The sequence below is a fragment of the Acuticoccus sp. I52.16.1 genome (assembly GCF_022865125.1).
Lineage (GTDB): Bacteria > Pseudomonadota > Alphaproteobacteria > Rhizobiales > Amorphaceae > Acuticoccus.
Genome location: NZ_CP094828.1, coordinates 1,776,994 through 1,791,231 on the forward strand (window position 1 = coordinate 1,776,994; position 14,238 = coordinate 1,791,231).

The following is a 14,238-nucleotide window of genomic DNA, read 5'->3' on the forward strand; positions in this document are numbered from 1 at the left end:
CGAGGGAGACAAAGAATGCAGCGACACGGCGTATTCATCGTGGTCCTGCTGGGGGCCGGCGCGTTCGGCGCGACCGCGGCGCCGATGCCCCTCCCCGGCCTGCTTCAACCCCTCGCCGATCCGCTGACGCCGGGCCAGGCGATGCTCTCGTGGTGTGGCGCGCTGTTCGCATTGCAGGTGGCGGTGTTCGCGTTGGCGGCACTTCGGCGGCCGGGCCGGGCCTTCGGCACCCTCGTCGTTCTCGCGGCGATCGGCGCCTCGTTCTGCCTCGGCCCGGTGGTGGCGTTGCTCATGTCGGGCGCCGTGCTGGCGGCGCTGCCGCTGGTCCTGGGGCAGGCGCCGCCGCCCCGCCCGGCCCCGGAAGAGCCGGCCGCCCCCTCGCGGCGCCCGCGCCGGCTCTTCGCCTGAACGACCGAACGCGCTGACGGGCGGCGGACCCGGCCGCCGCAACGAAAAGAGCGCGCCGGGGCCCGGCGCGCTCTGGTACCCTCGTACTGCGGTGGGCGCTTCAGCGGCGCGCCACCTCGATGCGCTTCTCGGTCAGCAGCGCGTCGATCCGATCGCGCTCGGAGCGGAAGGCGACCAGCGCCTCGCCCGACAGCTCCTTGCCGCGGCGCAGACGGATCTTCAGCGGGTTCACCGGGCGGCCGTTGACGTGCACCTCGAAGTGGAGGTGCGGGCCGGTGGAGAAGCCCGTCGACCCGACGTAGCCGATGACCTGGCCCTGCTTCACCCGCAAGCCCGGCTTGATCCCCTTGGCGATGCGCGACTGGTGCGCGTAGCCGGTCATGTAGCCGTTGAGGTGCTGGATCGCGACCCAGCGGCCGTAGCCGGCCTTCCAGCCCGCCTGCTTCACCACGCCATCGCCCGCCGCGTAGATCGGCGTGCCCCGCGGGGCGGCATAGTCGACGCCCTTGTGCATGCGCTGGCGACGCAGGATCGGGTGGCGGCGCATGCCGAAGCCCGAGCGGTAGACGCCGCGCTCCATGGGCTTGCGCATGAGGAAGCGATCGCCCGATCGGCCGTCCTCGTCATAATAGTCGACCGTGCCGTCGTCGGACTTGTAGCGGTAGAACCGCTTCTCGACCCCGCCCGCGGTGAGCGAGGCGAAGAGCAGCTCGCTCGGCTCCTCGGAGCCCGGCTCGACCTGCGAATGCAGCACGGTGAGCGCATCGCCCGGCCGCACGGAGGCGTTGTAGTCCACCTCGTTGGCGAAGGAGGCGACGAGGATGTCGCGCACGCGGTCCGGCAGCTCGTGGTCGACCGCGGTCTGGTAGAGGCTCTTGTAGAGCGACGGCGTCTGGCTGCGCGGTGCGGAGACCTGCAGCGTCGCGACGTCCGGCGCCGGGCCGGCGGGTGCCTCGCCCAGCACGAATTCGCCGCTGTCGGTCATCGCCACGGAGGCGACGTGGGTCTCGTCCTGATAAATCGACAGGCGGGCGGGGCGACGTTGCGCCTCGGCGCCGTCCTCGTCGAGCTGGAAGCCGATGCGCAGCGTCTGGCCGGGCATCAGCTTGGCGACACCGACGTCGGTCAGCACCTTGTCGATCGCCTTGACGTCGCGCGCCTCCACGCCGCTGCCGACGAGGATCTTGGAGAGCGTATCGCCCGGCTGCACCAGCTCGACGAGTTCGTTGTCGCTGGGCTCCTCGTCGTCGGCGACGGTGGTCTTGACGAGCTCGGAGACGTTCTCCGGGATGACGACGAGGTTGGGTGCCACTTCCTCGGACGGGTCCACGAACGCCGCATCGTCGGCGAGCGCCGCGCCGTCGACCGAGGCGATCACGGTCGGCGCACCGGGCTCGGCGGCGGGTGGCTCGGCCCCGCGCAACTGGCGGACCACGTCGCGGTCCTCCAGCTCGAGGTCGTCCTGGAAGGTCACGCTGTCGTCGAGCGGGAAGTCGGAGACGGAGACGGTGATCTCGCCGTCGACCGCCTGGGACGAGATGGCGTCGGTGACGCTCTTGCCGGCCTTGGTCTCGGTCGAGACCAGCTCGCGCGCGTTGAAATCGGGAACATCGCCGATGTCCTTGGAGTCGAGCACCAGCGACGCGTTGACCATCACATAGGGGCGCTTGGCGATGAGCCGCTCCTCCCCCTGCCGCACCACGGTGGCGATCTCGATCACCCGGCGCGACGACACTGCCTCGAAGGACGGGCGCACGCGGTCGCCCTTCTGGCTCTTGCGGGCGGTGCGCGGCTGGATGGTGGCGTCGCTGAGCGGCGCGGCCTGCGCGGACACGACGTAGCGCCCGTCGAGCGCGGCGACGAGGGCTCCCCCCATCAGGGCGGTCGAGGTAATGGCGGTCACGACGGCGCCGAAGAGCCATCGAAGGCTGACCCCGCGCCGGGAGTACCGCGACGGGTCGGCGTCTCCCATCATGATGGGAGGTTCGTCACCGAGTTCGACGGCTCTAGGCTTGCGGCTTTCTGATGCCACGGTCGATCCTCATGAAACGCATACACGGAAGGCCACCTTCATAAGGGAAGGCGGCGGGCGACGAAAGGATGGAAGATCGTCGCGGGGGCTGGCGGCAGGGTTGCCGCGGGCGGGCAGCGGTGCGCCCGCGCACTTCGCGGCGCCGGACTTCGCCAACGGCTCCGGAGCGTTAAAGAGATCCCTTCGCCGCCCCGCCTCTGCGAGGACGCGCCCGCCGCCACCAGATTCCGCCAATCCTTTCCGAGATGTAATCCGGTTCTCCACACCCCGGCGTCGGGCCTTGTGAAGTTTTTGCGAATCGGTCGTTGACACCTCGGGGGCGGGTCCGTATATCCCCATCACCGACGGGGCGACGCCGACTGAGGCGATCGCGACTGACCTGTCGGCTCCACGGAAAGCGAAGCCTGGATGGCCTGAGAGATCGGGACGGGGGCGGCTTTTCGCTTCTTTCGGAGGACATTGTCCTCCACGGCGCCGCTGGGCACCGGGTTCTTTGACAAGTGAATGCGAAGAAAGAGAAACGTGGGCGGCGTTGTCCCTGCGGATCCCTTCGGGGATCAACAAGACAACGGCGGACACGTCTCTAGATGACGGACCGCTCCGCAGTGATGCGGAGAGTGTGTCCTCGTCAGCGTCCGGTCGCTTCGGCGGCTGGACATGAGAATGTGATTCTTGCTGGATTAAATGTCTCAACTTGAGAGTTTGATCCTGGCTCAGAACGAACGCTGGCGGCAGGCTTAACACATGCAAGTCGAACGCACCCTTCGGGGTGAGTGGCAGACGGGTGAGTAACGCGTGGGAACCTACCTATCGGTTCGGAATAACGTTCGGAAACGGACGCTAATACCGGATACGTCCTTCGGGAGAAAGATTTATCGCCGATTGATGGGCCCGCGTTGGATTAGCTAGTTGGTGTGGTAACGGCGCACCAAGGCGACGATCCATAGCTGGTCTAAGAGGATGATCAGCCACACTGGGACTGAGACACGGCCCAGACTCCTACGGGAGGCAGCAGTGGGGAATATTGGACAATGGGCGCAAGCCTGATCCAGCCATGCCGCGTGAGTGATGACGGCCTTAGGGTTGTAAAGCTCTTTCGCTAGGGATGATAATGACAGTACCTAGTAAAGAAGCCCCGGCTAACTTCGTGCCAGCAGCCGCGGTAATACGAAGGGGGCTAGCGTTGTTCGGAATTACTGGGCGTAAAGCGCGCGTAGGCGGATCATTAAGTCAGGGGTGAAATCCCGGGGCTCAACCTCGGAATTGCCTCTGATACTGGTGGTCTTGAGTCCGTGAGAGGTGAGTGGAACTCCGAGTGTAGAGGTGAAATTCGTAGATATTCGGAAGAACACCAGTGGCGAAGGCGGCTCACTGGCACGGTACTGACGCTGAGGTGCGAAAGCGTGGGGAGCAAACAGGATTAGATACCCTGGTAGTCCACGCCGTAAACGATGATAGCTAGCCGTCGGGGTGCATGCATTTCGGTGGCGCAGTTAACGCATTAAGCTATCCGCCTGGGGAGTACGGTCGCAAGATTAAAACTCAAAGGAATTGACGGGGGCCTGCACAAGCGGTGGAGCATGTGGTTTAATTCGAAGCAACGCGCAGAACCTTACCAGCTCTTGACATGCCTTGCTACCAGCGGAGACGTTGGGTTCCCTTCGGGGACAAGGACACAGGTGCTGCATGGCTGTCGTCAGCTCGTGTCGTGAGATGTTGGGTTAAGTCCCGCAACGAGCGCAACCCTCGCCTCTAGTTGCCAGCATTTGGTTGGGCACTCTAGAGGGACTGCCGGTGATAAGCCGAGAGGAAGGTGGGGATGACGTCAAGTCCTCATGGCCCTTACGGGCTGGGCTACACACGTGCTACAATGGCAGTGACAATGGGTGAATCCCAAAAAGCTGTCTCAGTTCGGATTGTTCTCTGCAACTCGAGAGCATGAAGTTGGAATCGCTAGTAATCGTGGAACAGCATGCCACGGTGAATACGTTCCCAGGCCTTGTACACACCGCCCGTCACACCATGGGAGTTGGTTCTACCCGAAGACGCTGTGTTAACCGTAAGGGGACAGGCGGCCACGGTAGGGTCAGCGACTGGGGTGAAGTCGTAACAAGGTAGCCGTAGGGGAACCTGCGGCTGGATCACCTCCTTTCTAAGGAAGACGAAGATCAAGGCTTGCCTTTCTTTGTCTCTTGGAAACACGCCGGCATTCAAAGCCGGCATTTGGCGGGATGGCGCCGCCTTCGTTTCTCTTTCTTCATCAGAACGGTTTTGGTGGTTGGATCCACCGGTCTTCGGACCGGTTGTGTTTCGATCCTCGGCCGCGTATCAGGCCGTCTTGAGCTTTGCGGTTCGCCGCAGCGTTCCCGATGCGCACCCACCTCGTGCTCGAGCAGCGCGAAGCGCGGTAGCACATCAAACGAGGGCATGTAGCTCAGGTGGTTAGAGCGTACGCCTGATAAGCGTAAGGTCGATGGTTCGAGTCCATCCATGCCCACCATATTTTCCGCGCGAAGCGCGGGGCGCTGTCGGCCTACTCGAGCGCGATGCGGCTGCCTCCAACGGGCGCCCTGCTCGCCGCGCGAAACGAAGGGTCGAGCCAGACCGACGACACGAAGGTTCATCTGAGGTGCCGGCCGGCTCGAGGGTCGTTCGGCTCCGAGCGTGCTCGAGGAGCGCGAGAGAAAGAGGGGCCTTAGCTCAGCTGGGAGAGCACCTGCTTTGCAAGCAGGGGGTCGTCGGTTCGATCCCGACAGGCTCCACCATCTTCGCCGCGCGAAGCGAACGCCGTTCTGATTGAAAGAAACCCGTTTCCCGGCCTCCACGGAGGTTCGGGCCGGCCGTGAGCCTCGTCTCCGGCCACCGCATCACTGACATCGTAAAGAGAAGATTTGTTCGCCCACTGGGCTGGACGCACGGATCCCGAGCGGAGCTCGCGAGACGTGCATCATGTCCGGACCGGTGCGATGGTGAGGGATTACGTTATCTCCGACATCCAGCACGACCCGCCGGGTCCTTCGGGATCCGGTCACGTGCTGATGCCCCCTCACCTGCCGTGATTGCCGCCGACGTCGGATGACGAAGGCGGGATGGCTCCTGACCGGGCCGATCGTGGCGCTGCGGACAGATCTCGTGAAACTGGTCTTTCCTTATCAGTCCATCCGTCCTCCTCCGGGAGGCGCGCTCCCGCAGGGGCGTTCGGGTGGGCATTGATAATGAGAGTGATCAAGTGCCTTAAGAGCATTCGGTGGATGCCTTGGCATCGAGAGGCGATGAAGGACGTGGTACGCTGCGAAAAGTCACGGGGAGGTGCGAACAACCTTTGATCCGTGAATGTCCGAATGGGGAAACCCACCCGTTAAGGGTACCCGCAAGGGAGCGAACCAGGGGAAGTGAAACATCTCAGTACCCTGAGGAAAAGAAATCAACCGAGATTCCGTTAGTAGTGGCGAGCGAACGCGGACCAGGCCGTGCAGTGACACAAGCAGAACCAACTGGAACGTTGGGCCATAGAGGGTGACAGCCCCGTATGTGTAAGATGATCTGCCGTTCGAGTAGGGCGGGACACGTGAAATCCTGTCTGAACATGGGGGGACCACCCTCCAAGCCTAAATACTCCTCGATGACCGATAGTGAACCAGTACCGTGAGGGAAAGGTGAAAAGAACCCCGACAAGGGGAGTGAAAGAGTCCCTGAAACCGGATGCTTACAAACAGTAGGAGGGCGAAAGCCTGACTGCGTACCTTTTGTATAATGGGTCAGCGACTTAGTCTGACGAGCAAGCTTAAGCCGATAGGTGTAGGCGTAGCGAAAGCGAGTCTGAACAGGGCGTTCAGTTCGTCGGATTAGACCCGAAACCGAGTGATCTAGCCATGAGCAGGTTGAAGGTTGGGTAACACCAACTGGAGGACCGAACCGTTGAATGTTGCAAAATTCTCGGATGACTTGTGGTTAGGGGTGAAAGGCCAATCAAACTCGGTGATAGCTGGTTCTCCGCGAAAACTATTTAGGTAGTGCGTCGGACGTATCCCTCGGGGGGTAGAGCACTGGATGAGGAATGGGGGCTTACCGCCTTACTGACTTCAACCAAACTCCGAATACCCGAGAGGACTATCCGGCAGACACACGGCAGGTGCTAACGTCTGTCGTGGAGAGGGAAACAACCCTGATCACCAGCTAAGGCCCCCAAATCGTGGCTAAGTGTGAAAGGATGTAGAGACCCCAAAACAACCAGGATGTTGGCTTAGAAGCAGCCATCATTTAAAGAAAGCGTAACAGCTCACTGGTCTAAATAAGGGTCTCCGCGCCGAAAATGTAGCGGGGCTAAAGCCACGTGCCGAAGCTGTGGGCTTGTCTTTGACAAGCGGTAGCGGAGCGTTCCGTAAGCCTGCGAAGGGTGACCCGTGAGGGCACCTGGAGGTATCGGAAGTGCGAATGCTGACATGAGTAACGTAAGGGGTGTGAGAGACACCCCCGCCGAAATTCCAAGGGTTCCTGCGTAAAGCTAATCTGCGCAGGGTTAGTCGGCCCCTAAGGCGAACCCGAAAGGGGTAGTCGATGGGAACACGGTTAATATTCCGTGACCAGGGATGAGTGACGAATGACGAAAGTTGTCTGGCCTTATTGGATTGGTCGGGCAGCCTGGTTGTTCCAGGAAATAGCTCCCCAAATGACCGTACCCGAAACCGACTCTGGTGGAATGGTAGAGAATACCGAGGCGCTTGAGAGAACGATGCTGAAGGAACTCGGCAAATTACCTCCGTAACTTCGGGAGAAGGAGGCCTCTGATTCGGGCAACCGGGTTGGAGGGGCACAGACCAGGGGGTAGCGACTGTTTATCAAAAACACAGGGCTCTGCGAAGTCGCAAGACGACGTATAGGGTCTGACGCCTGCCCGGTGCCGGAAGGTTAAAAGGAGGTGTGCAAGCACCGAATTGAAGCCCCGGTAAACGGCGGCCGTAACTATAACGGTCCTAAGGTAGCGAAATTCCTTGTCGGGTAAGTTCCGACCTGCACGAATGGCGTAACGACTTCCCCGCTGTCTCCAGCATCGACTCAGTGAAATTGAATTCCTCGTGAAGATGCGAGGTTCCTGCGGTCAGACGGAAAGACCCCGTGCACCTTTACTATAGCTTTACACTGGCATTCGTGACGACATGTGTAGGATAGGTGGTAGGCTTTGAAGCGTGGGCGCCAGCCTGCGTGGAGCCACCCTTGAAATACCACCCTTGTTTTCATGGATGTCTAACCGCGACCTACGTCCGGGACAGTGTATGGTGGGTAGTTTGACTGGGGCGGTCGCCTCCCAAAGAGTAACGGAGGCGTGCGAAGGTGGGCTCAGAGCGGTCGGAAATCGCTCGTTGAGTGCAATGGCATAAGCCTGCCTGACTGCGAGACTGACAAGTCGAGCAGAGACGAAAGTCGGCCATAGTGATCCGGTGGTCCCGCGTGGAAGGGCCATCGCTCAACGGATAAAAGGTACGCCGGGGATAACAGGCTGATGACTCCCAAGCGTCCATAGCGACGGAGTTGTTTGGCACCTCGATGTCGGCTCATCGCATCCTGGGGCTGGAGCAGGTCCCAAGGGTTTGGCTGTTCGCCAATTAAAGCGGTACGTGAGCTGGGTTCAGAACGTCGTGAGACAGTTTGGTCCCTATCTGCCGTGGGTGTCGGAGAATTGACAGGATCTGCCCCTAGTACGAGAGGACCGGGGTGGACGTACCTCTTGTGGACCTGTTGTGGCGCCAGCCGCATTGCAGGGTAGCTACGTACGGACGGGATAACCGCTGAAAGCATCTAAGCGGGAAACCCACCTGGAAACGAGTTCTCCCTTGAGAGCCGTTGTAGACGACGACGTTGATAGGCACGATGTGGAAGCGCAGCAATGTGTGGAGCTTACGTGTACTAATCGCTCGATTGGCTTGATCGCTCTCATTACCCAATGCCCATCCGCCATAGGCGGATCTCGATACACGGAAAGACCGGCCATCGCGCCGGATGAGCCTACGCTCACCAGTTTCACGAACAACGCGTGCTTCGCCGGCCTGGTGGCCTTTGCGAGGAGCCCCCACCCGATCCCATTCCGAACTCGGCCGTTAAACTCCTCAGCGCCGATGGTACTCTGGCTCAAGCCACGGGAGAGTAGGTCGCCGCCAGGCCTGCCGAGCACGCGTTCCCCCTTCTCTTTACACCACCCCAACATCCCGAGGCCCAAAAGCCTCCCCCAACCCGCCCACACTCGGCCCCAAAGCCGCGTGTCGTGCGGGCTATCCCCGTTCCTCCGCCACCCAACAGTAAGCGATCAGCCGAGGCCGTTCAGGCGGGAAGCGGATGCCAGGGCATGAGGTCGTCGATCTGACAGTTGGGCCAGCCGCTCGCGATGCGCTCGAGGGTGAGGGTCAGCCAGGCGGTAAGCATCCGGTGTGGGCCGCGGGCACGGCGGATCGTATGCCGTGGCAGGCGGCGGCCGTGGCTCAGGCGATGGCGGCTGAGGGCGCTGGCCCCGTCCAGTTCCACGGCAGCAGCTCGGGAAGCCGTCCCTGCGGCGTGGCGGCGATCCGCGCCAGCACGTCGGCGAGCCAGGCCTGAGGGTCGATGTCGTTCAGCTTGGCCGTCCCGATCAGCGTCGCTGACCTGCCTGGATTCTTCGGACCACGCTTAGCTTGAGAACGCTGCCCCTGTGTCTGCCTCGTTGAGCCCCGTGTGGGGCGGTTTGACGACGGGGCGGGCCGTGGAGGCCCCACATACCGCAGCGGTCCGCCCCGTCGTGGCCGCTGGGTGTTCGGTGCTGGTCTTCGCCGCGAAGGCGGCCGGCGTCAGATAGCCGAGGCTCGAGTGAGGTCGCACCTCGTTGTAGTGCCGGCGCCAGGCTTCGATCGTCATCTTGGCCTCGGCGCGCGAGCGAAACCATTCCAGGCTCAGGCACTCGTCGCGGAACTTGCCGTTGAAGCTCTCTCCGGTGCCATTTTGCCAGGGTTTGCCCGGATCGATCAACGCCGTGTCGGCGCCCTGATCGACGATCCACGCCAGCAGCGCGCGGGAGACGAACTCCGGCCCGTTGTCGGACCGCAGGTAGAGCGGCGCGCCGCGCTCGGACACAAGGCGCGACAGCACCTCGATGACTCGCGAGGAGCGGATGCGGCCATCGACCTCGATCGCCAGGCCCTCCCTGGTCCACTCGTCGGTGATCGTCAGGCACTTCAGCTTCTGGCCGTTGGCGCACCAGTCGAACACGAAATCGTAGCTCCAAACCTGGTTCGCTCCGGTCGGTGCCATCGGACGCGGCCGGCCGGCGGCGATGCGCTTGCGCGGCCGTTTGCGCGGCACCAGCAGCCCGGCTCGCCGCCACAGACGGTACGCCCGCTCGAAGCTCATGGCGTGACCGTCGCGACCGAGGAAGACCGCGATCCGACGGTACCCGTAGCGCGGATACTGGGCCGAGAGCTCGACCATGCGCCTCAGCACCGGCGCGTCCTTCTGCGCCTGCCGCGAGCGATAGGTGAGCGCCGACCGTGCTACTCCGATCAGCGTGCAGGCGCGCCGCTGCGACAGGCCCCGGCTCACCGCATAGGCCACGGCCGCGCGACGCTCCGGCACGCTCACCATTTTTTTGCAGCGATCTCCTTCATCACCTCGATCTCGAGGTCCCGCTCGACCACCAATTTCTTCAGCCTCGTGTTCTCCGCCTCCAGCTGCTTCAGCCGCCGCACGTCGTCGGCCTCGAACGCGCCGAAACGCTTGCGCCACGTGTAGATGGTCTGCTCGCTGACACCGTGACGCTTCGCCACCGTCGGCGTCGTGTCGCGATCCGCCTCCCGCACGATCGACACCATCTGCTCGTCCGTGAATCTCGACTTGCGCATCCTTCCCTCCATGCCGGAGGGCAGCCTCTCAAGGAATTGTTGGTCCGAAATTACCGGGGCAGGTCACTGCTCCTCACTAAAGCGGCTCTTCTTCATCTCCGTCTCATTCCGACGGAGTCCAGTTCAGACCGAGGACACTTCAGGGGGCAACATCAAGACGCGCAAATCTCAGACGACGATTCCAGTCGCGGGTGGATGAACGATTGGGCTCACGTCAATGGGGATAACAAGTTCAGCTTTCATTTCTTGACAGTTTTGGTTATTTCTGGCGGCGGATATTGAAAGCGCCGCCATGAGTGACCATGCCGTCTCTCCGATGTTGGGCTCCGGTTCGTTCGTCCCGCGAACCCGCAGAACGCCGCGCACGACTCCTTCGGTTCACTCGCTCCGGATCGCCCTCGTCTGCCCCCGCTTCGAGCCGTCCTTCTACGGTGACGACTACTACGTCCCCATCGCCTCGACCCGTGCCCGGGCGACCATGGCGCCTGGTGTCCTTCCGCTCCTCGCCGCCCTGGTGGATCGGCGCCACGACATCGCGCTGTTCGACGAGAATACCGATCCGCTCGACTTCGAGCACCTCAGAAGCTTCGACATCGTCGGCGTGACGGGGATGATCGTGCAGCGCATCCGCCTGCGCGAAATCCTCGACGAACTGGCCGATTATCCCGGCATCCTCGCCGTCGGCGGTCCCTATGCCAGCATCGACGAGGACTTCTTCTCCCGTCGCTGCGACGTCGTCTTCGTCGGCGAGGCGGACGAGAGCTGGCCGCGGTTCGTCGACGACGTCGCCCATGGCAGGCCGTTCGTGCCGCGCATCGAGCAGGCGGCGAAAACCGACATGTCGAAGCTGCCGCAGCCGCGCTACGATCTGGTCGACCATCGCAAATATCTCAGCGCCTCGGTGCAGTTTTCGCGCGGCTGCCCCTTCATGTGCGAGTTCTGCGATATCATCACGATCTACGGTCGCAAACCGCGCGCCAAAGATCCCGGCGAGGTGATCGCCGAGCTGGAGACGTTGCGGCGGCGCGGCGTGCGCACGGTCTTCCTCGTCGACGACAATCTGATCGGCAACAAGAAGCTGGCGCGTGGACTGCTCGTCGAGCTGGTGGCCTGGCAGAAGGCCAACAACTACCCGCTGAAGCTGGCGACCGAGGTGTCGATCAATCTGGCGGACGAGCCGGACCTGCTGGAGTTGATGTACGAAGCCGGCATGAGCTCCATCTTCATCGGCATCGAGTCGCCCAGCGAGGCTTCGCTTGCCGAGACCAAGAAGGTGCAGAACATCCGCGGCGACAGCATGGCCGACAAGCTGGCCCGCGTCCGCGATGCCGGCCTCATCGTCACCGGCGGCATGATCGTCGGCTTCGACAGCGATGGGCCGGACATCTTCCAGATGCAGGAAGAGTTCGTGCAGGAGGTGGCCCTCGCGCGGGCGGGGATCGCGACGCTGACCGTCCTGCCGACGACGCCGCTCTTCACCCGCATGCAGATGGAGGGACGGCTGCGGCTCGACAATCCGAACTGCAATTTCGAGCCGTTGCAGATGAGCGCCGAAGAACTGTCCGCCGGCGTGGCGAGCCTCAACCAGCGTCTGTTCGAGCCGGAGGCCTATTTCGACCGATATTTCAGAACCATGGCCATGTCACCCACGCTGCGGGACAAGCGCATGGCGATGGCCGACCGGCGCGGCAAGCCGCCGCTCAGCCACCGAGCGCTCGCCTACGTGGGCGCGGTGGCCCAGCTGTGGCGGCTGGCGCGGGCGGCACGCGCCGCCGGCGAAGCCGGCAACATTCTGCCGCGCTACGCCAAAATCTTCCGCAAACGGCGGACGTACAGGTTCGGCACCGATGCGACCTTCCCGGTGTTCGTGAACGCCTGCGCGCAGCACTGGCACCTGTACTACCTGTACAAGTCCTTCCGGGCGGACAAGCACTCGATCACCAACACCTACGCCTATAGCACCGACATTCCCGTCGCCGCCCCGACCGCGCTCGCGAGCTGACGGAACCCGCAGGCGGCCGCCCCGCGGCCGCCGCCGTCAGTCCGTGCCGGTGACCGAGATGTCGACCGGTATGTTGCCGCGCACGGCGTTGGAGTAGGGGCACATGCGGTGCGCCTCGGCGACCAGTGCCTCGGCGGTGCCCTGGTCGATCCCCTTCAGCGTCACGTCCAGCGCGGCGCGAAGGGTGAAGCCGCCCTCGGCCTTCGGGTCCAGGCCGACGGTGCAGCCGACCTCGATCATGTCGTTGTCGACCGTCATATCCTTGCCGCGCATCAGGAACATCAGCGCGCTCTGAAAGCAGGCGCCATAGCCCGCGGCGAAGAGCTGCTCGGGGTTGGTCGCACCGCCGAGGCCGCCCATCTCGGTGGGCATCGCGAGGTCCAGTGCCAGGATCCCGTCGTCGCTCTTCACCTTGCCGCGCCGGCCGCCGTTCGCCACCACGCGCGTGGAATAGATCGTCGCCATGTCGTCTCCGAAGTGTTGCGCCGCCTCGGGGGCGGCAGGTGGCCCGGCCGCGCGGACCGGGCGAAGGGGTCAGCCGGCCGCCGCTCGTCCGGCGAGGCGGCCGAGCGCCACCGCCGTCAAGAGGCCGTTGCCGGAGAGGTAGCCCGCCGCCGAGCGCCCGGAGACGCCGCACGCCGCGCCGCCGGCCGCGTAGAGATTGGGGAGCGCCGTGCCGTCCGCCCGCAGCACCCGCGCCGCGCCGTCGACCGCGAGGCCGCCCTGGGTGTGGAACAGCGCCCCCGTTACCCGCACCGCGCGGAACGGCGGCGCCAGCGGCGCGACGCCGGCGAAGTCGCGGCCGTGCGGGTCGGGCGCCGTGCCGCGCTTGGCGGCGTCGACGGCGGCGGCGGTCGCAGCGAGGGCGTCGGCGGGAAGGTGCGCGGCGGCGGCGAGCGCCTCCAGCGTGTCGCCCTCGACGATGGCGCCGGCGGCGACGGCGTTGCGGTAGTCCTCGAACTGTGCGGCGATCGCGGCGATGCGCGCGTCGAAGATGGTCCAGGCGATCCCGCCCGGCTGGGCAAGCACGCGGGCCGCCTGCTCGGAGTAGCCGTCCGCCTCGTTGGAGAAGCGCGCGCCGGCGGTGTTCACCTGGAAGCCGCCCTCCATCACGCTCGCCCAGGTGACGAGGATCCCCGCCGGGTGCGCCACCGAGCCGTGCCCCTGGTGGCCGCCGAGATCGCGCACCGCCGCGCCCAGCGCCGCGCCCCACAGGATCGCGTCGCCCTGGTTGCCGGGATGGCCGAAGTAGAGCGCGTCCGCCATCTGCGGGATGTGCTCGGCGACCAGCGCCTTGTTGCCGCCGTAGCCGTTGCAGGCGAGGATCAGCGCCTCACAACCGATCGCCTCCTCGCTGCCGTCGGGGCGCACGGCGACGACGCCGCGCACGCGCCCGTCCGGTGCGGCGATCAGCGTGGTGACGTGCGCGTCGGTCAGGATGTCGACCTCCGCGGCCTCCGCCGCCTGGCGCAGCCGGTCGATCAGCTCCTCGCCGGAGCGCGAGGGGAGGCCGTGCATGCGCAGCGAGGAGTGGCCGGGATAGTGGAAGTTGTCGACCACCGAGAAGGGCAGCCCATGCGCCGCCCCCAGCCAGTCGAGCGCCGGGCCGACGGCCTCGGTAACGGTCTTCACCAGCGCCGGGTCCGGCTCGCACTTCGCCTTCTTCATGATGTCGGCGGCGAACGCCGCGGGGCTGTCGGCGATCCCGGCGGCGGCCTGCCAGGCGGTCCCCGCGGCCGGCACGAGGCCCGCGGACAGGGCGGTCGAGCCGCGCGGCAGGGCGTCCCGCTCCAGGACCAGCACCTCGGCCCCCGCCTCGCGCGCGGCCAACGCCGCGACCAGCCCCGCCGCGCCGGCGCCGACGATCAGCACCGGAACGCCGAGCGCGAACGCGCGCGCCGACACCTCGACGCGCCCGCTCGCCGGACCGGCGC

General features: G+C 64.3%; 6 protein-coding genes, 2 tRNA genes, 3 rRNA genes and 2 pseudogenes. 7 read left to right on the forward strand and 6 right to left on the reverse strand.

Annotated elements, in window-relative coordinates; all coding sequences use genetic code 11:
- The first annotated feature begins 15 nt into the window (after positions 1–15).
- Entirely contained in the window at positions 16–408 is a 393-nt protein-coding gene (locus tag MRB58_RS08040) for a hypothetical protein (protein ID WP_244781206.1), read from the forward strand.
- A 100-nt stretch (positions 409–508) separates the two neighbouring features.
- Here MRB58_RS08040 and MRB58_RS08045 read toward each other — a convergent pair whose 3' ends face one another.
- On the reverse strand, positions 509–2,311 hold the full coding sequence (locus MRB58_RS08045; protein ID WP_244781207.1) for a M23 family metallopeptidase: 1,803 nt from the start codon (positions 2,309–2,311) through the stop codon (positions 509–511).
- 819 nt (positions 2,312–3,130) lie between these two features.
- Between MRB58_RS08045 and MRB58_RS08050 the strand changes: the two genes are divergently transcribed.
- From MRB58_RS08050 to rrf, 5 genes are all read left to right on the forward strand, one after another.
- Positions 3,131–4,592: ribosomal RNA gene (locus tag MRB58_RS08050) — 16S ribosomal RNA — on the forward strand.
- A gap of 271 nt (positions 4,593–4,863) precedes the next feature.
- Positions 4,864–4,940: transfer RNA gene (locus MRB58_RS08055), tRNA-Ile, on the forward strand.
- 189 nt (positions 4,941–5,129) lie between these two features.
- A tRNA-Ala gene (locus MRB58_RS08060) sits at positions 5,130–5,205 on the forward strand.
- Between the two features lie 458 nt (positions 5,206–5,663).
- A 23S ribosomal RNA gene (locus MRB58_RS08065) occupies positions 5,664–8,369 on the forward strand.
- 114 nt (positions 8,370–8,483) lie between these two features.
- A 5S ribosomal RNA gene (gene rrf / locus MRB58_RS08070) occupies positions 8,484–8,598 on the forward strand.
- Together the 16S, 23S and 5S rRNA genes with 2 tRNA genes alongside form the textbook arrangement of a ribosomal RNA operon.
- Before the next feature lie 157 nt (positions 8,599–8,755).
- Here the strand turns inward: rrf and MRB58_RS08075 are convergent.
- The 3 genes and pseudogenes from MRB58_RS08075 to MRB58_RS08085 all read right to left on the reverse strand — a co-directional run.
- On the reverse strand, positions 8,756–8,857 hold the full coding sequence (locus MRB58_RS08075; protein WP_244781208.1) for a transposase domain-containing protein: 102 nt from the start codon (positions 8,855–8,857) through the stop codon (positions 8,756–8,758).
- Positions 8,858–8,913: 56 nt separating this feature from the next.
- Positions 8,914–9,063 (reverse strand): annotated as a pseudogene (locus MRB58_RS08080) (transposase domain-containing protein); the annotation flags it as partial.
- Between the two features lie 157 nt (positions 9,064–9,220).
- Positions 9,221–10,302 (reverse strand): annotated as a pseudogene (locus MRB58_RS08085) (IS3 family transposase); the annotation flags it as partial.
- Positions 10,303–10,594: 292 nt separating this feature from the next.
- Here MRB58_RS08085 and MRB58_RS08090 point away from each other — a divergent pair.
- A complete protein-coding gene (locus MRB58_RS08090; RefSeq protein ID WP_244781209.1) occupies positions 10,595–12,304 on the forward strand; it encodes a radical SAM protein in 1,710 nt (569 codons plus the stop codon).
- Between the two features lie 36 nt (positions 12,305–12,340).
- Here MRB58_RS08090 and MRB58_RS08095 read toward each other — a convergent pair whose 3' ends face one another.
- Together MRB58_RS08095 and MRB58_RS08100 are read right to left on the reverse strand one after the other, a co-directional pair.
- Positions 12,341–12,769 (reverse strand): organic hydroperoxide resistance protein, encoded by a 429-nt coding sequence (locus MRB58_RS08095; RefSeq protein WP_244781210.1) that lies wholly within the window; start codon positions 12,767–12,769, stop codon positions 12,341–12,343.
- Positions 12,770–12,838: 69 nt separating this feature from the next.
- Positions 12,839–14,209, reverse strand: coding sequence for an FAD-dependent oxidoreductase (locus MRB58_RS08100; RefSeq protein WP_244781930.1), 1,371 nt, complete (start codon positions 14,207–14,209; stop codon positions 12,839–12,841).
- Positions 14,210–14,238: the final 29 nt, after the last annotated feature.

Coding starts and splice junctions, on each gene's coding strand:
- MRB58_RS08040 (WP_244781206.1), top strand. CDS start 16: ATGCAGCGACACGGCGTATTCATCGTGGTCCTGCTGGGGGCCGGCGCG.
- MRB58_RS08075 (WP_244781208.1), bottom strand. CDS start 8,857: ATGCTTACCGCCTGGCTGACCCTCACCCTCGAGCGCATCGCGAGCGGC.
- MRB58_RS08090 (WP_244781209.1), top strand. CDS start 10,595: ATGAGTGACCATGCCGTCTCTCCGATGTTGGGCTCCGGTTCGTTCGTC.
- MRB58_RS08095 (WP_244781210.1), bottom strand. CDS start 12,769: ATGGCGACGATCTATTCCACGCGCGTGGTGGCGAACGGCGGCCGGCGC.